Raw genomic sequence first — 17,494 nt, 5'->3', positions numbered from 1 at the left:
GCCTGACTTGATCCCGCCCCTTCCAAGGGGGCGGGCCCTTTCCCTGTTTTCTGCTGACGGAGCCATAACATGCTGTCTCGCCGCGATTTTTTGCAAATGTCCATGGCTGCGGCCTCCATCTATGGCGGCTCGGGCTTCGGCAACTGGGCGCGGCTGGCGGCACAGGACCGTTTCGATCAGGACGCGCTCTTGGAGTTCGAGAAGTTCGGCAATGTCACCCTGATGCATGTCACCGACATCCATGCGCAACTGAAGCCGATCTATTTCCGCGAGCCGTCGGTCAACATCGGCGTGGGCGAGAACCGCGGCAAGGTGCCCCATATCACTGGCGAGGATTTCCGCATTCGCTACGGTATCGGCGGCGGCACGCCGCTGGATTACGCGCTGACCTATGATGATTTCGTCGCCCAGGCGCAGGCCTACGGCAAGGTGGGCGGGCTTGACCGCGTGGCGACCGTGCTTAACGCGATCCGCGCCGACCGGCCCGATGCGCTGCTCTTGGACGGCGGGGATACGTGGCACGGCTCGATGACCTGCCTGAAGACCCAAGGGCAGGACATGGTCAACGTGATGAACGCGCTGAAGCCCGACGCGATGACCTTCCATTGGGAGTTTACGTTGGGCTCGGAACGGGTGCAGGAGATTGTCGAGGGGCTGCCCTTTGCCGCCCTCGGCCAGAACATCTTTGACCGCGAATGGGACGAGCCTGCGGAACTCTTCAAGCCCTACGAATTCTTTGAGCGCGGCGGCGTGAAGATCGCCGTGATCGGGCAGGCTTTCCCCTACATGCCCATCGCCAACCCCGGCTGGATGTTCCCGGAATACTCCTTTGGCATCCGCGATGAGCATATGCAGGAGATGGTCGACGAAGTCCGCGCGCAGGGCGCCGAACTGGTCGTTTGTCTCAGCCACAATGGCTTTGATGTCGACAAGAAGATGGCCGGGATCGTCAAGGGGATCGACGTGATCCTCTCGGGCCACACCCATGACGCGCTGCCCGAGCCGGTGCTGGTGGGGCAGACGCATATTATCGCCTCTGGCTCGAACGGCAAATTTGTTTCCCGCGTTGATCTGGACGTGCGCGATGGCAAGATGATGGGCATCCGGCACAAGCTGATCCCGATCTTCTCAGACCTCATCACACCCGATCAAGAGGTGGCCAAACTGATCGACGCGCAGCGCGCGCCTTATCTGGATGAGTTGACCCATGTGGTCGGGCAAAGCGACGCGCTGCTCTACCGCCGGGGCAACTTCAACGGCACATGGGATGACCTGATCTGCGACGCGCTGTTGAGTGAGCGTGACGCCGAAATCGCGCTCAGCCCCGGTGTGCGGTGGGGGCCGTCGATCCTGCCGGGGCAGGACATCACCCGTGAGGATATCTTTAACGTCACCTCAATGACCTATCCCAATGCCTATCGCACGGAGATGACAGGGGAATTTCTGAAAGTCGTGTTGGAGGACGTGGGCGACAACCTGTTCAACCCCGACCCCTATTACCAGCAGGGCGGCGACATGGTGCGTGTCGGTGGCATGGGCTTTAAGATGGACATCGCCAAGCCGCAGGGTGAGCGGATCAGCGACATGACCTTGCTCAGTTCCGGTGAGCCGATTGATCCGCAGCGGAGCTATGTCGTCGCCGGATGGGCCTCGGTCAACGAGGGCACCGAAGGGCCGCCGATTTGGGATGTGGTTGAAAGCCATATCGCCAAATTAGGAACGGTTTCCGATGGCGCGCGCACACCCGTGGAAATCGTTCTGCCAGACTGAGAAATGTCAGAATAGGGGTTCTCACGCACCAACAAATTCAATAAAATGAATTTGAATATGTGAGGGCCACGACATGACCGACGAAAAACAAACTGGACCATCGCGCCGTGCCTTTCTAACAGGGGCAGGGGCGGCGGCTGCGGGGACGCTGGCGGGCCGTGCCAGCGCCCAGACGGACCCAGCGATTGCCATTCATCCGTGGATGCAGGAGCTGGGCGACGGCGTTGATGCCGCGCCCTATGGGATGCCATCGCCGCATGAGGCCGATGTAAAACGCCGCACTGTGGAGTGGCTCACTGCCGATCCGGTGAGTTCGATCAATTTTACGCCGCTGCATGACCTCGACGGGACGATCACCCCCAATGGCCTGTGTTTTGAGCGGCACCACTCGGGCGTTGCCCGCGTTGATCCGGCGCAGCATCGGTTGATGATCAACGGGTTGGTCGACAAGTCCTTGGTGCTGACCATGGAAGACCTCAAACGTTTTCCCCGGCAGAACCACGTCTACTTCCTTGAATGTGCGGCGAATTCCGGGATGGAATGGCGCGGTTCTCAGCTTAACGGCTGCCAGTTCACCCACGGCATGATCCATAACGTCATGTACACCGGCGTACCGCTGCGGCTGGTATTGGAGGAGGCGGGGATCAAGCCCGAGGGCAAGTGGCTGCTTGCCGAAGGGGCTGATGCCGCCGCGATGACCCGCTCGATCCCGATGGAAAAGGCGCTCGACGATTGCCTCGTCGCCTTCAAGATGAACGGCGAGGCGCTGCGCCCCGAACAGGGCTACCCGGTTCGGCTGGTCGTGCCCGGCTGGGAAGGCAACATGTGGGTCAAATGGCTGCGCCGCCTCGAAGTGGGCGATCAACCTTGGCACCACCGTGAAGAAACCAGCAAATACACCGACCTCATGGCCAATGGCGTGGCGCGGCGCTTTACTTGGGAGATGGACGCGAAGTCGGTCATCACCAGCCCCAGCCCGCAGGCGCCGATCACCCACGGGCCGGGGCCAACCGTTTTGACTGGTCTGGCGTGGTCGGGCCGGGGGACGATCCCGCGCGTAGATGTGACGCTGGATGGCGGCATTACATGGCATCAGGCGCGGATGGACGGGCCAAGCACGCCCAAGGCGCTGCACCGCTTTTACTATGATTTTGAATGGGACGGAAAACCGCTGCTGCTGCAAAGCCGCGCGCATGACAGCACCGGATATGTCCAGCCGACCAAAAATGCCCTGCGCGAGATCCGAGGCGAGAATTCGATCTACCACAACAATGGCATCCAGACTTGGGCTGTTGACGCAGACGGAAAGGCCGAAAATGTCGAGATTTCTTAAGCTTGCGCTGTTGGCCAGCGCCATGGCCAGCCCCCTTACCGCAGAGCCGTTGGGCCTTGGCCGAACCGCCACGACCGAGGAAATCGCCCTTTGGGACATTGACGTGCGCCCCGACGGTCTGGGCCTGCCTGAGGGCAACGGCGACGTGATGACCGGCGATAAAATCTACACCGAGAAATGCTCGGCCTGTCACGGGGTCTTCGGCGAAGGCACGGGCCGCTGGCCGGTGCTGGCAGGCGGGCAGGGTAGCTTGACCGACGCCCGTCCCGTCAAGACGATCGGCAGCTATTGGCCATATCTTTCAACGGTTTACGACTACATCAATCGCGCCATGCCTTTTGGTGATGCGCAGTCTCTGACCGATGACGAAGTCTATGCGATCACCGCCTATCTGCTTTATCTCAACGATGAGGTGGACGAGGAATTCGTGCTCTCTTCGGGCAACTTTGCCGAAGCGCGTCTGCCCAATGATGGGGCGTTCAAACCCGATGATCGGTCCGAGGTGGAGTTTGCGGCCTTTAAAGAAGAGCCCTGCATGAGCGACTGCAAACCATCGGTCGAAATCACCATGCGCGCCGCCGTGCTGGATGTGACGCCCGAAGAAACCGCCGCCAAAGCCGCCGCCAAGGCCGAAGAAGCGCAAGCCGCCGAACCCACACCCGAAGCGCCACCTGCCGAGGCACCGGCGGTTGAGGTCACCGAGGCTCCTGCCATCGACCCGGCGCTTATCAAGGCCGGCGAAAAGGTGTTCCGCAAATGCAAATCCTGCCACCAGATCGGCGCCAAGGCCAAAAACCGCGTTGGCCCGGTGCTGAACGGCATCGTGGATGGCCCAGCGGGTGCGGTCAAAGACTTTCGGTACTCCAAACCGATGGCAGCCGCAGCCGAGGCAGGTCTGGTCTGGACCGAGAGTGAGCTCAGCGCATTTTTGGGCAACCCCAAGGGCTATATGAAAGGCACGAAAATGTCCTTCCGTGGGGTGCGCAAGGAAGAGGATATCGCCGCGCTGATCGCCTACTTGCGTGACGCATCTGAGTGATTGCGGCGATTAGAGAAAACTGACGTGCCTGCCCCCCTTGAACCCCCATACCGGGGGGACTAATCTCTGGGTAACAGTTTTGCGGGTATGGTCCCGCGAACAGGAACTGAGGCAGGCACGCATGAACGATCCGATCAACACCTATATGAATACGCTTGTCCCGATGGTGGTTGAGCAAACCAGCCGGGGCGAGCGGTCCTACGATATCTTCTCGCGTTTGCTGAAAGAGCGGATCATTTTCGTCAACGGCCCGATCCACAGCGGGATGAGCCATCTGGTCGTCGCCCAGCTTCTGCACCTTGAGGCGGAGAACCCGACCAAGGAAATCAGCATGTACATCAACTCGCCCGGTGGCGAGGTGACGGCGGGTCTGTCGATCTATGACACGATGCAATACATCAAACCCAAGGTCTCGACCCTGATCTGCGGCATGGCGGCTTCCATGGGGTCGGTCATCGCGATTGGCGGCGAAAAAGGCATGCGTTTCGCGCTGCCCAATGCCGAAGTGATGATCCACCAGCCGTCCGGCGGCTCGCAGGGCATGGCCGAAGACATCCTGATCTCGGCCCGCCATATCGAGCGGACCCGTGAGCGGATGTACCAGCTTTACGTCAAACACTCCGGCCAGCCGCTGGAAACCGTTCAAAAAGCGCTCGACCGCGATCTCTGGATGACCCCCGAAGAAGCCAAAGAATGGGGCCACTTGGATGAGATCGTGGAAAGCCGTGGTAAGGCCGATGATGCCGCCGCCAGCGGCAAGGACAAGAAAGACAAGTAATAGAGGGGCCCGGCGCTGCATATTTTACGATTGTAGCGCCGGGGTCACTGGCCTAAGCTTGAGGCCAAATCTCGCAGCCCCAAGATCGGGGCGAACATACACGACAGACCTGAAAGGTTTGAGATGGCGAATAATTCCGGCAACGACAGCAAAAATACGCTCTACTGTAGCTTCTGCGGCAAGAGCCAGCACGAGGTGCGCAAGCTGATTGCGGGGCCGACCGTGTTCATCTGTGACGAATGCGTCGAGCTGTGCATGGACATCATCCGAGAAGAGACCAAAGCCTCGGGGCTCAAGGCGACCGACGGCGTGCCGACACCCCGCGATATCTGCGGCGTGCTGGACGATTACGTGATCGGTCAGGCGATGGCCAAGCGCGTGCTCTCGGTGGCGGTCCACAACCACTACAAACGGTTGAACCATGCCCAAAAGGGCGGCGATATCGAACTGGCGAAGTCCAACATCCTTCTGATCGGCCCCACCGGCTGCGGCAAAACGCTGCTGGCCCAGACGCTGGCCCGCATTCTGGATGTGCCTTTCACCATGGCAGACGCGACCACGCTGACCGAAGCCGGTTATGTGGGCGAGGATGTGGAGAACATCATCCTCAAGCTGCTGCAATCGTCTGAATACAATGTTGAGCGTGCGCAGCGCGGCATCGTCTATATTGACGAAGTCGACAAGATCACGCGCAAGTCCGAAAACCCCAGCATCACCCGCGATGTGAGCGGTGAAGGCGTGCAGCAGGCGCTGTTGAAGCTGATGGAAGGCACCGTGGCCTCTGTGCCCCCGCAAGGCGGGCGCAAGCATCCGCAGCAGGAATTCCTGCAAGTGGACACGACCAACATCCTCTTTATCTGCGGCGGTGCCTTTGCGGGCCTCGACAAGATCATTGCGGCGCGGGGCAAGGGCTCGGCCATGGGCTTTGGCGCTGATGTGCGTGACAATGACGCGCGCGGCATCGGTGAAATTTTCACCGATCTTGAGCCCGAAGACCTGTTGAAGTTCGGTCTGATCCCGGAATTCGTGGGCCGTCTGCCGGTTCTGGCAACGCTCGAAGACTTGGACGAAGACGCGCTGGTCACCATTCTGACCGAGCCGAAGAACGCTTTGGTCAAGCAGTACCAGCGTCTGTTCGAACTGGAGGACACGCAGCTGACCTTCACCGATGACGCGCTGCAGGCGATTGCCAAACGCGCGATTGAACGGAAAACCGGCGCGCGGGGCCTGCGCTCCATCCTCGAAGACATCTTGCTCGACACGATGTTCGAACTGCCGGGGCTGGAGACGGTGACCGAGGTGGTCGTCAACGAAGAGGCCGTCACATCCGAGGCCAAACCGCTGATGATCCACGCCGACAGCGAAAGCAAAGAACCAGCCAGCGCGGGCTAAGAATCGACGCGAGGCAGAGAGACAGAGGGCGGGCCAATGGGTCCGCCCTTTTGCATGAAAGGGAACGGTCATGAAGCGGATTTCATCGGGCGGTGCCTATGAGGAAAAGATCGGCTATAGCCGCGCCGTGGTAGCGGGCGGCATGGTCTATGTCTCGGGCTGCGTGGGCGAGGGGGCTGATGTCAAAGCGCAATGCGCAGCCGCATTGGCGACGATTGAGCGGGCGTTGGCAGAGGCGGGAAGCGATTTCGCCCATGTGGTCCGCGTCACCTACATGCTGCCTGATGCCGCGGAGTTTGAGCCTTGCTGGCCTCTTTTGCGCGCGGCCTTTGGCGCACACCCGCCTGCGGCGACGATGATCGAATGCGGGTTGATTGACCCTAAATACCGCATTGAGATCGAAGTCACCGCGATGCTGCGAGAGGCGGCAGAGGGTTAAGTATTCTCCGGCACCAGTTCAAATTCATCCCCCAGCCGGGCGCGCACCTCTGCGGGATCAAGGTTCGTCCAACGCGGCCCACCTCCATCAATAAATCCCGTCGCGCGCAGGCTGTCTTGCAAAGCGGGCATATCAAGCTCCCCCATCCAAAGCCGCGCTTTAGCTTTGCCGAGCGGCTTCCACGAGCGAGTGAGGTGGCAGAGCGTCGCGGTGGTGATCCCCGCAAAACTTTGCAAATGCTGTTCCAACCCGCGCGTGGCAGAGGACGGGCGGCGCACGACGATGGCCACTTGCTGCGCGGGCCGGGCGACCATCCCCAAGAGATGCAGGGCGGATCCTTCGGCGGCGATGATTTGTCTTGCCGCCTTATAGACCGCGATCTGTTCGCGCAGCCCGTGTTTCTCGGGATGAAAGATGGTGTAGCCCTGTGCCGCGAGATGGGTTTCCAACGCCTCTTCCCCAATCAGATTGCCGCGCCCGGCGGGCAATTGGCTGCGGCTGATATAGAGCTTTTCCGGTCCTTCAGGCGCGATCTCGCGCGCAAACCGATTGGCGATGGTGTTGCGATAAGGCGCTGTTCCGGTGATCAAACTTCCCAGACCAAAGCCTTGCCCCGGTACGATCAGCCGCTCAACCCGCGTTGGAGCGTCCAAACTGACCAGCGGCTTGTCGCAGCCTAGAAGTGAGAGGAAGTCACGCTGATACCCCGACACCTCTCCGCCGTTGCGGGGGCGTTTGGGGATGAAAAGAACACCGTCGATCTCTTCCTCAAGGTGATCCAGCGCCCAAAGGCGGGACGTGCTCTCCACCAAAAAATGCCCGAAGTGCAGCCAGAGGACGCCACCCCAAAGCCATGTGCCCGCACGCTCGGTAACCGGGCCTTGTGGCATCTGTGGCGGGGTGGTCAATGCCCGCCCATTTCGCCAGAGCGCGGCCTGCGGGCAGGGACGGCCATCGCTGTGCAGCACGCCCGCGGGCTGGACAAGGCCGTCACGTTCAGGAAGCTGAACAAGCGCGTTGTCCAAGGTCTTGATCTTCGTCGACCAGCCACCATCGGGCGCGGGCGGACGCTCGGCCGGATCGCATGTACAGGTCCAGACAAGCCGGGTGCTGACATCCGGCTGCTTGCGAAAACCGGCGCGTTCTAGGATCCGCTTGCATTCGCGCATCCCTTCGCGGCCATAGGTGTCGGGGTGAAATTCCATCACCACGGCACGCAGCCCGTCAAGGGACGCATGGCGCAGAAACTCTAACTCTGCGCCTTCGATATCCATCAGCAGCACATCGGGTTTGAAGGTTTGGCAGACCTCCGCATAGCTGATGGTGGGCACGTCCACCTGTGTCGTCTCGCGGTTGTCACTGTCGATAAGGGAGGATCCAAGAAAGGAATTACGCACATGAAAGGGGAGGGTTTCTGGCCGGTCGCCGCTGCTGATCACCAGCTGATTTCGCACCGTGATCCTATTGTGCAACCCATTCAGATTATAGAGCGCGCGAATATGGGGAATCAGCGCGGCGTTCGCCTCAAACGACAGAACCGCTTCGGGTGCGCCCTTATGGGCGGTAATGGCACCCACCAGTCCCAGCCCCGCGCCCATTTCCAGCACCCGATCGCCGGGTTGGATCACCGCCAGCGCACCGGCGATCTCTTGTCCTTCATAGCGCCCTGCGTTGATCCGCTGAATGCGCGTCTCGTTCAAAAAGGGCGACTGCGGCACCCGAACGCCATGGCATTCTGCCGCCACCTGCGGGGTGTCTTTCGCCGTAACCATCGCTGCCCTTTCCGTTTTTGTGATCCTAACCAGAGGCCGCGCACAGGCCAAGCTCCTTCGCGGTGAGGCTGGACGCCAAAGCCTCCATGGTGCATATAACGAACAACAGGAACGGAGACCTCGATGGGCATTCTCAATTCACTTCTGCGTGGCGTCACTTGGTGGAACGGCCAGACGCTGAACACCCAGCTTTTCACTTGGCGCAAGGGCAGCAAGGTGGGCGAAGACGCGCAGGGCAATATCTATTACCGCAACGCCGATGACAGCAAACGCTGGGTCATCTTCAACGGTGAGGCCGAGGCGAGCCGCGTGAGCCCCGATTGGCATGGCTGGCTGCACCGCACATGGGACGAGCCGCCGACTGACAAGCCGCTGATCCACAAACCGTGGGAAAAGGCGCATGTCGAGAATCGCACCGGCACCGCCATGGCCTATGCGCCCGCCGGGTCGCTGCGCCGCGCCGAACCTGTCGAGCGTAAGGACTATGAGGCCTGGCAGCCTGAATGATCGGTTGGTCGCGCCTGAGGCGCGGCGCCAAGTTTTTCGCAATCCGGGTGGATGAATGAAAAAGCTTCTATTGGTCGCGCTTTTGCTGGCCGCGCCGCTTCATGCACAAGAAGGCGGTCAGGTCGCCAGCGCCACGGGTGGCGTGTTGCGAGCGTTGGATAAAATTTCCGGCAATACGATCGACCTTGAGATCACCAGGGGCGACAGCCAGTCGCTTGGGAATTTGCAGATCACCATGGTTGATTGCCGCTATCCGGTGGGTGATCCGGCGGCCAATGCCTATGCGGCGCTTGAGATCACCGAGAAAGACAGCGCAGATCCGCTTTATTCAGGGTGGATGATCGCCTCTGCCCCGGCGCTGCACGCGCTAGAGCATTTTCGCTATGACATTTGGGTCATGCGCTGCAGCACATCCTGAAGACTGTCTAATGCTGGCGCGCTGAACGCGGCGCTGCCGCGTTTGGCCACGTCAAGCTGCGCGTGATAATCGGCGCGGCTGATCTCTTCGGCCCCGAGAGAAGCCAGATGGTCGGTCAGGAACTGCGTATCAAACAGGATAAACCCGGCACGGCGAAGGCGGTCAACCAAAGCCGCCAACGCCATTTTTGAGGCGTTGTCCCGGCGTGAAAACATGCTTTCACCAAAGAACGCGCGGCCCAGCGTGACGCCGTAGACACCGCCGACGAGCGCCTCTCCGTCCCAAACCTCAAGTGAATGGGCGAGGCCCGCGCGGTGCAGCGCGCCGTAGAGAGCGGCGATTTCTTCGTTGATCCACGTGTCTTCACGGTCTGCGCAGGCGGCGACGACACCGCCAAAATCACGATTGATTGTATGGTGAAACGACGTGCGCCGCATGGCGCGGGTCAACGACCGTGAGATATGAAAACCGATCAACGGCATAATACCACGGCGCCGCGGATCGACCCAGAAAATCTCCGGGTCGTCGCGGTGTTCGGCCATAGGGAAAATCCCGATGGAGTAGCCGTGCAGTAGTATCTCGGGCGTAAGCTCCGACATCTGGTGTCAGGCGTCGCCGAGGTTGGTTTCCAGCCAATGCTCAAGCCAGTGGATGTTGTATCCGCCCGACTGCACGTCTTCCTCGGCCAAAAGCGCGTGGAACAGCGGCACGGTGGTGTCGACACCATCCACAATCAATTCACCCAAGGCCCGACCCAAACGCGCCAGCGCTTCGGGGCGGTCGCGGCCATGCACGATGAGCTTGCCGATGAGGCTGTCGTAATAGGGCGGGATCGAATAGCCGTCATAGAGGGCTGAATCCATCCGCACGCCAAGGCCGCCCGGCGCGTGATACTGCGTGATCCGGCCCGGGCAGGGCGCGAAGTTCGGCAGTTTCTCGGCGTTAATGCGAACCTCAATGGCATGACCATTGATGACCAGATCCTCTTGGGTGAACGACATTGGCAGCCCTTCGGCAACGCGGATTTGTTCGCGTACCAGATCAACGCCAAAGATCGCTTCGGTCACCGGGTGTTCCACCTGAAGGCGGGTGTTCATTTCGATGAAATAGAACTCGCCGTTCTCATAGAGGAACTCGATCGTGCCCGCGCCGATGTAGTTGATGTTCGCCACAGCATCCGCACAGACCTTACCGATCCGCGCGCGTTCTTCTTCGGTGATCGAGGGGCCGGGGGCCTCTTCGAAGACTTTCTGGTGGCGGCGCTGCAAGGAACAGTCGCGTTCGCCCAGATGCACCGCATTGCCCTTACCGTCACCAAAGACCTGAATCTCAATGTGGCGCGGCGTGGTGAGGTATTTTTCGATATAGACTTCGTCATTGCCGAAGTTCGATTTCCCCTCGGCCCGCGCGGTTTGGAAGGCTTTTTCCATATCCTTGGCGGTTTGGGCGACTTTCATGCCCTTGCCGCCGCCGCCTGCTGTGGCTTTGATGATGACCGGATAGCCGATCTCTTCGCCCAAGCGCTTGGCTTCTTCGAGCGAAGCGACGCCGCCTTCGGAGCCGGGCACGCAAGGCACGCCGAGCTTTTTCATCGTGTCCTTGGCGGTAATCTTGTCGCCCATGACGCGGATGTGTTCCGCAGTGGGTCCGATGAAGGTCAAGCCGTGGTCTTCGATGATCTGCACGAAGTTGGCGTTTTCCGACAAGAAACCATAGCCGGGGTGAATCGCTTCGGCCCCGGTGATTTCACAGGCAGCGATGATTGCCGGGATCGACAGATAGGATTGGGTCGAGGACGGTGGGCCGATGCAGACGGATTCGTCGGCCATGCGCACATGCATCGCGTCACTGTCGGCGGTGGAATGCACCGCGACCGTCTGGATGCCCATCTCGCGGGCCGCGCGGATGACGCGCAGGGCGATCTCTCCGCGGTTGGCGACTAGGATTTTGCTGAACATGATCTGCCCTTATTCCAAGATCACCAGCGGGGCGCCGAACTCAACCGCATCGCCGTCACCGACGAGGATGCGCTTGACGGTGCCAGCGCGGGGGGCGGGAATGTGGTTCATCGTCTTCATGGCTTCGACGATGAGCAGCGTATCCCCTTCGGAGACGCTGGCACCTACGCTGATAAACGATGGCGCGCCGGGCTCACCCTGTAGATAAACCGTGCCGACCATGGGCGAAGTCACCGCACCGGGGTGGTCCGCAGGATCGGTTTCGACCTGAACGGGGGCAGGGGCGTTCCCTGCGGCGGGCGCAGCTGCGGCAGCGGCGGGGGCAGGTTGATATTGCTGCTGCGGGGCGGCCATGACCTGCTGCGGGGGTTTGCGGCTTACACGCACGTTCAGACTGTCGTCTTCGGCGTAATCGCGTTTTACCTGAAGCTCGGTCAGGTCGTTCTCGTTCAGCAGTTCGGCGAGGGCCTTGATGAAGGCCACGTCACTGTCATGGGTGTTTTTTGTCATTGGATCCTCGAAGATTTCGACAGGCAGGCAGCCTATCGCTGCGCGATTGATTGTGCTCGCTTATAGGGCATGGGCAAAGCCATGAAAAGCCAACTGTTGTCTAGGGGGTAGGATCGGTTTTTTGACGCGCAGATGCGGCCCGGCGCATGGATAACGCAATATGCGTATGCTCGTGCGCCGGGCCGCGGTGCCAAGGGAGTCAGATCGCGAGGTATTCGGCGCGCAACTCCGCGTTATCAAGGACTTCTGCCGCCGTGCCGTCAAACACGATGCCGCCGGTATCAAGGATCACCGCGCGGTCGGCCAGTTTCAGCGCGCGCACGGCGTTTTGCTCGACCAAAATGGTGGTGATGCCCTGTGACTTGATCAGCGCCAATGTCTTTTCGATCTCATCGACGATCACGGGGGCCAGCCCTTCATAGGGCTCATCAAGCAGCAATACCTTAATGTCACGGGCCAGCGCCCGCGCGATGGCAAGCATTTGTTGCTCGCCGCCCGACAGTGTAATGCCCTCTTGGTTCTTGCGCTCGCCCAAGCGCGGGAAAAGGTCATAAAGACGGTCCAGCGACCAGCCGATGGGTGGGGCAATCTGGGCAAGTTTCAGGTTCTCTTCGACGGTCAGCCCTGAGATGATGCGCCGATCTTCTGGCACCAGCGCCAGCCCCGCAGCCGAAGCCTGGTGGCTGGCCATATTGTGCAGTGGCTGATGGTCGAGCCAAATCTCACCGCGCTTCAATTCGGGGTCACTGACCCGTGCAATGGCCCGCAGGGTTGAGGTTTTGCCCGCCCCGTTGCGGCCTAAAAGCGCGAGGATTTCGCCCTCATGAACGTTAAAGCTAACCCCCTGCACGATATAGCTCTCGCCGTAATAGGCGTGAATGTCCCAGACCGAGAGGAAGGCCGGGGCGGTTTGGGCGTGGTTGGCGTTTTTGTCTAGCGTGTCGGTGCTCATCGGGGTGTCCTTGGGGTTCGGCAACAGGATAGATCAGGCGGCATCTTGGCTCTCACCCAAATAGGCTTCGCGCACCTTGGGGTGGCCCTTGATCCGGTCTGGCGTGTCTTCGACCAGCGGGGTGCCTTGGGCCAGTACGGTGATGCGTTCGGCGAGCGAGAAGACCACATGCATATCATGCTCGATGATAGCGATGGTGATGTCGCGCTCGTCCTTGATCTGTTTCAGCAGGTCGATCGTATTGTTGGTATCGGCCCGCGCCATCCCGGCAGTGGGTTCATCCAGCAGCAGCAGGCGCGGGTCTTGGGCAAGGCACATTGCGATCTCCAACCGCCGTTTATCCCCGCGTGACATAGAGGCCGCGTGCATGTGGCGTTTGTCGATCATATTCATATCGCGCAGCATTTCTTCGGCTTTGTCGATCATGTCGCGCTGCCCAATGACCCGCGACCAACCGTTCAGCTGAAATGATCCGTCGCGTTTAGCAAGGCAGGGGATCAGCATGTTCTCCATCACCGTGAGATCACCAAAGATTTCGGGCGTCTGGAAAACACGGCTGATGCCCATCTGGTTAATCTCATAGGGTTTGCGCCCCAACACTGACTGCCCGTCAAACATAACCGATCCGGTATCGGGGATGAGCTTGCCCACCAGACAGTTCAACAGGGTGGATTTCCCGGCCCCATTGGGGCCGATGATCGCATGGACAGAGTTCTCTGCCACGCTTAGGTTCACATCGCTCAGCGCCCGCAACCCGCCAAAGCGTTTGCCGACATTTTTGACTTCGAGAATAGCCATCATATCTCTCCTATTCTGCGGCTTCGTTGCGTTGTTGTGCGGCTTCCGCTTCGACGGAGCCTGCCTTGCGGTCCTTGCGGCGGAAGACACGGCCCAAACGTTGCCCGCCTTCGACCAGCCCACCGGGCAGGAAAATCACAACCAGCATGAACAGCAGACCAAGCGTCAGGTGCCAGCCCTTGCCGACAAAGGGGTGAACGATGGCCACGATTGCGTCCTCTAACCCGTCGGGCATGAAGGCAAACCAGCCGTGCAGCACGTTGTCGTTGATTTTGGCAAAGATATTTTCAAAGTACTTGATGAAGCCCGCGCCCAGCACCGGCCCGATCAGGGTGCCTGCGCCGCCAAGGATCGTCATCAGCACGACCTCGCCGGACGCCGTCCATTGCATCCGCTCGGCCCCGGCCAGCGGGTCCATCGCAGCCAGCAGACCACCGGCCAGCCCGGCATACATCCCCGAGATGACAAAGGCCGCCAGCGTGTAGGGCCGGGTATTAAGGCCGGTATAGTGCATCCGCTGCTGGTTCGATTTCACCGCCCGCAGCATCATGCCAAAGGGCGAGCGGAAGATGCGGATCGCCAGATAAAAGGCGAGGATCAGGAAAACCGCGCAGAAATAGTAGCCAACCGAAAAGGTGAAGGTCCATTCGCCAAAGAACAGCGTCGTGGAATTGTTCATCGCTGCACCAAAAAGGTTCGGGAACGACGGCGCATCAGCGGATTGCAGATACTGTGGATCAGAGTTGTAGATCTGCAAACCCGTCTCACCATTGGTGATCGGTGTCAGCACCGAATAGGCGAGGTTGAACGACATCTGCGCAAAGGCCAGCGTGAGGATCGAGAAGTAGATGCCCGACCGCCGCAGGCTGATAAAGCCGATGAGCGCCGAGAACAGCCCCGCCATGATGACGGCCAGTACCAATGCTGGCACGACGTTGTAGCTGAGCAGTTTGAACATCCAAACGGCAGAGTAAGAACCGACCCCCAGAAAGGCCGCGTGACCAAAGGAGAGATAGCCGGTCAGCCCAAAAAGGATGTTAAACCCGATGGCAAAGATGCCAAAGATCACAAAGCGTTGCATCAGATCGGGGTAGCCCGCGTTGAATTGCGCAAGGCCCGAATCCGCCGGAAAGGGGTTGAGGATGAAGGGGGCGAAGAGCGTGAGAACGACCACGACCCCCAAGAGAAGCGTATCGCGTTTTTCCAGTCCGAACATGTCTTATTCCTCCATCACGCCGCGGCGACCCATCAGACCGCGCGGGCGGACCAGCAGGATCACGATGGCAACGACGTAGATGATGATCTGGTCGATACCGTAGATGATGCTTTTGATTTCATTCATGGAGGCGAGGCTTTCGAGGATCCCAAGCAGGAAGCCCGCCAGCACCGCGCCGGGCAGGGAGCCCATGCCGCCGACCACCACGACGACAAAGCTCAGCACCAGAAAGTCCATGCCCATGTGGTAATTGGGTGAGTTGATCGGCGCATACATCACGCCCGCAAGCCCCGCCACGGCGGCGGCGATGCCGAACATGATGGTAAAGCGGCGGTCGATGTCGATGCCCAGAAGCCCCACGGTTTCGCGGTCGGCCATACCGGCGCGGACAACCATCCCGAAGGTGGTGAATTGCAAAAAGGCAAAGACGGCAGCGATGATGACTGTGGAGAAGCCGAAATAAACCAGACGCCAGTAGGGGTAGGCCAGCGAGGTGTCCAAGCCCAGCAAGGGCGCGAAGTCGAAGCTGCCTTTGAAGACTTCAGGCGCGGGCGTGGGGATCGGGTTGGCACCGTAGAAATACTTGACCACTTCCTGCAGCACGATAGCGAGGCCGAAGGTCACAAGGATCTGATCCGCATGGGGGCGTTTATAAAAATGTTTGATCAGCCCGCGTTCCATGACAAAGCCGATCAGCAGCATCACCGGTATCGCAAAAAGGATCGCCAGCGGCACTGACCAGTCGATTATTGCCTGTCCCATCTCGGGACCGAACCAATTTTCAACATAGGGGGTTTTGACCTTCAGCGGATTGCCCAGAAAATCTTTCTGGGTCTCGTCGATGGTCTCAACACTCAGCGTCAGCAACCGTTGCAGCGTGACGGAACAGAATGCCCCGATCATGAAAAGCGCCCCATGGGCGAAGTTGACCACGCCCAGCGTGCCAAAAATCAATGTGAGCCCAAGCGCAATCAGCGCATAGGCCGAGCCCTTGTCGAGCCCGTTAAGTATTTGCAGAAGAACAGCGTCCATGGACCCCACCTGTAAGGGATGCGTTCACATGAGGGCGGACCTCATGTGGTGAGAAAAGGGGGCGCGCGGCGCAAGGCCGATGCGCCCCCAAAGGTTCAGTGGATTAGGCGCCCGGGTTGCACTTGCCCAATTCGCCACCGGCGAACATGGGGTGGTCCGGGGCATATTCGACCTGCGCACGCGGGGTGACCTCGACGATCTCAAGCGTGTCATATTCATTGGTCGGGTTTTCTTTGCCCTTCATGACCAGCACGTCTTTGAAACACTGGTGGTCATCGCCACGATACAGCACCGGACCGTTGCCCAGACCGTCGAACTCGAAATCTTCGAGCGCTTCAACGACACCGCAGGGGTTGAAGGTGCCCGCACGTTCCACTGCATCCGCATAGAGCAGCGTCTGCACGTAGCAGGTGTGCGCGGAGTTGGAGGGCGGACGGCCATATTTCTCACCAAAGGATTTCACGAAGGCTTTGGAGCCCTCATCCTGCAGCTGCCAGTTCCAGTTCATCGAGCCAATAACGCCTTGCACGTTGGCACCGGCACCTGCGGCCATAAGCTCGGAATAAAGCGGCACGACGATCTCGAATTTCTTGCCGTTCACTTCTTTGTCCAGCAGGCCGAACTGCACCGCGTTGGTGAGCGAGTTCACCATGTTTCCGCCGTAGTGGTTCAGCACCAGCACATCGGCACCGGAGTTCAGCACCGGCGCGATGTAGGAGCTGAAATCCGTGCTCGCCAGCGGTGTCAGCACGTTGTTCACAGTCTCCCAGCCCATCGCTTCGGTCGCGGCGGCGATGGATTCCTGCTGGGTCCAACCCCATGTGTAATCTGCCGTCAGGTGGTACGCGCGGCGGTCTTCGCCGTAAGCGTTTTTCAGCACCGGCGCGAGCGCGGCGGCGGACATGTAACCGTTAAAGAAGTGGCGGAAACCATTGGCCTTTTTGTCTTTGCCCGTGGTGTCGTTGGAGTGTGTCAGCCCGGCCATGAAGATCACGCCCGCTTCCTGACACAGGCCCTGAACCGCCACGGCAACGCCCGATGACGAGCCGCCGTTGATCATGACAGCACCGTCTTTTTCGATCATCGCCTTGGCAGATGCGCGGGCGGCGTCGGATTTTGTCTGGGTGTCGCCGGTGACATATTCGACCTTTTTGCCCAAAATGCCGTTCCCTTTCAGCGCCTTGGAGCTGAAGGTGTTCATCATGCCGCCGTCGCCTTCACCGTTAAGGTGTTCGACCGCAAGTTCCTGCGCGCGCAGTTCATCCAGACCCTCTTCTGCATAGGGGCCGGTCTGGGGCACGTTGAAGCCTAGCGTGACGGTGCTGCCCGTAGGGGCATTGGTAAAGCCCGCGTGCCCATCGGCCCGTAGATAGGTCGGCAGCGCCAATCCTGCACCGGCAACCGCGCCGGTCTGGATCAGCCCGCGGCGTGTCAGTTTCGTAAACGACATGAAGTCCTCCCAATATTTTTATAAGTCGTGGCAGCGGAACCTCCCCCCGATGCCACAACACGCAATAGTGCAAAGAAACTATGGCGCGGAAAGTGAAAACCGATCAATAACATGCTTGATAGAAACGATA

At 59.8% G+C, this 17,494-nt stretch carries 17 protein-coding genes; 8 read left to right on the top strand and 9 right to left on the bottom strand.

Annotated features, from left to right (window positions below):
* Positions 1–69: 69 nt before the first annotated feature.
* From soxB to DSM110093_RS09390, 6 genes are all read left to right on the top strand, one after another.
* Positions 70–1,770 (top strand): thiosulfohydrolase SoxB, encoded by a 1,701-nt coding sequence (soxB, locus tag DSM110093_RS09415; protein ID WP_243264802.1) that lies wholly within the window; start codon positions 70–72, stop codon positions 1,768–1,770.
* 73 nt (positions 1,771–1,843) lie between these two features.
* Positions 1,844–3,103, top strand: coding sequence for a sulfite dehydrogenase (gene soxC / locus DSM110093_RS09410; protein WP_243264801.1), 1,260 nt, complete (start codon positions 1,844–1,846; stop codon positions 3,101–3,103).
* Positions 3,087–4,142 (top strand): c-type cytochrome, encoded by a 1,056-nt coding sequence (locus DSM110093_RS09405; RefSeq protein ID WP_243264800.1) that lies wholly within the window; start codon positions 3,087–3,089, stop codon positions 4,140–4,142. Before soxC ends, DSM110093_RS09405 begins: the two co-directional genes overlap by 17 nt.
* A 121-nt stretch (positions 4,143–4,263) precedes the next feature.
* On the top strand, positions 4,264–4,920 hold the full coding sequence (locus DSM110093_RS09400; RefSeq protein ID WP_067939572.1) for an ATP-dependent Clp protease proteolytic subunit: 657 nt from the start codon (positions 4,264–4,266) through the stop codon (positions 4,918–4,920).
* A gap of 123 nt (positions 4,921–5,043) precedes the next feature.
* A complete protein-coding gene (gene clpX / locus DSM110093_RS09395) occupies positions 5,044–6,312 on the top strand; it encodes an ATP-dependent Clp protease ATP-binding subunit ClpX (protein WP_067939575.1) in 1,269 nt (422 codons plus the stop codon).
* Positions 6,313–6,382: 70 nt separating this feature from the next.
* Positions 6,383–6,751 carry a RidA family protein gene (locus tag DSM110093_RS09390; RefSeq protein ID WP_243264799.1) on the top strand — a complete coding sequence of 123 codons (369 nt, stop codon included), beginning with the start codon at positions 6,383–6,385 and terminating at the stop codon, positions 6,749–6,751.
* Here DSM110093_RS09390 and DSM110093_RS09385 read toward each other — a convergent pair.
* Positions 6,748–8,523 (bottom strand): FkbM family methyltransferase, encoded by a 1,776-nt coding sequence (locus DSM110093_RS09385; RefSeq protein WP_243264798.1) that lies wholly within the window; start codon positions 8,521–8,523, stop codon positions 6,748–6,750. The genes DSM110093_RS09390 and DSM110093_RS09385 overlap by 4 nt on opposite strands.
* 123 nt (positions 8,524–8,646) lie before the next feature.
* On the opposite strand from DSM110093_RS09385, the gene DSM110093_RS09380 reads away from it, so the two are divergent.
* Both DSM110093_RS09380 and DSM110093_RS09375 read left to right on the top strand, forming a co-directional pair.
* On the top strand, positions 8,647–9,030 hold the full coding sequence (locus tag DSM110093_RS09380) for an NADH:ubiquinone oxidoreductase subunit NDUFA12 (RefSeq protein WP_067628344.1): 384 nt from the start codon (positions 8,647–8,649) through the stop codon (positions 9,028–9,030).
* A gap of 55 nt (positions 9,031–9,085) precedes the next feature.
* Complete coding sequence (locus DSM110093_RS09375) at positions 9,086–9,448, top strand: DUF2155 domain-containing protein (protein WP_243264797.1); 363 nt, start codon at positions 9,086–9,088, stop codon at positions 9,446–9,448.
* Here DSM110093_RS09375 and aat read toward each other — a convergent pair.
* From aat to DSM110093_RS09335, 8 genes are all read right to left on the bottom strand, one after another.
* Positions 9,412–10,047: a leucyl/phenylalanyl-tRNA--protein transferase gene (gene aat / locus DSM110093_RS09370; RefSeq protein ID WP_243264796.1), complete on the bottom strand. Its 636-nt coding sequence runs from the start codon at positions 10,045–10,047 to the stop codon at positions 9,412–9,414. The genes DSM110093_RS09375 and aat overlap by 37 nt on opposite strands.
* 6 nt (positions 10,048–10,053) lie before the next feature.
* Complete coding sequence (accC, locus tag DSM110093_RS09365; protein ID WP_243264795.1) at positions 10,054–11,406, bottom strand: acetyl-CoA carboxylase biotin carboxylase subunit; 1,353 nt, start codon at positions 11,404–11,406, stop codon at positions 10,054–10,056.
* Positions 11,407–11,415: 9 nt separating this feature from the next.
* Entirely contained in the window at positions 11,416–11,916 is a 501-nt protein-coding gene (accB, locus tag DSM110093_RS09360) for an acetyl-CoA carboxylase biotin carboxyl carrier protein (protein ID WP_093925936.1), read from the bottom strand.
* A 199-nt stretch (positions 11,917–12,115) separates the two neighbouring features.
* Positions 12,116–12,868, bottom strand: coding sequence for an ABC transporter ATP-binding protein (locus DSM110093_RS09355; RefSeq protein WP_243264794.1), 753 nt, complete (start codon positions 12,866–12,868; stop codon positions 12,116–12,118).
* 33 nt (positions 12,869–12,901) lie between these two features.
* Complete coding sequence (locus tag DSM110093_RS09350) at positions 12,902–13,666, bottom strand: ABC transporter ATP-binding protein (protein WP_243264793.1); 765 nt, start codon at positions 13,664–13,666, stop codon at positions 12,902–12,904.
* Positions 13,667–13,676: 10 nt separating this feature from the next.
* Complete coding sequence (locus DSM110093_RS09345; RefSeq protein WP_243264792.1) at positions 13,677–14,882, bottom strand: branched-chain amino acid ABC transporter permease; 1,206 nt, start codon at positions 14,880–14,882, stop codon at positions 13,677–13,679.
* Positions 14,883–14,885: 3 nt separating this feature from the next.
* Positions 14,886–15,914, bottom strand: a complete 1,029-nt coding sequence (locus tag DSM110093_RS09340; RefSeq protein WP_243264791.1) for a branched-chain amino acid ABC transporter permease — start codon at positions 15,912–15,914, stop codon at positions 14,886–14,888.
* A 103-nt stretch (positions 15,915–16,017) separates the two neighbouring features.
* A complete protein-coding gene (locus DSM110093_RS09335; RefSeq protein WP_243264790.1) occupies positions 16,018–17,364 on the bottom strand; it encodes a substrate-binding protein in 1,347 nt (448 codons plus the stop codon).
* Between the last annotated feature and the right edge of the window lie 130 nt (positions 17,365–17,494).

The sequence above is a fragment of the Sulfitobacter sp. DSM 110093 genome, from assembly GCF_022788715.1.
Classification (GTDB): Bacteria; Pseudomonadota; Alphaproteobacteria; order Rhodobacterales; family Rhodobacteraceae; genus Sulfitobacter.
The sequence above is the reverse complement of the archived record's forward strand: the minus strand, read 5'-3'. Positions and strand labels throughout refer to the sequence as shown.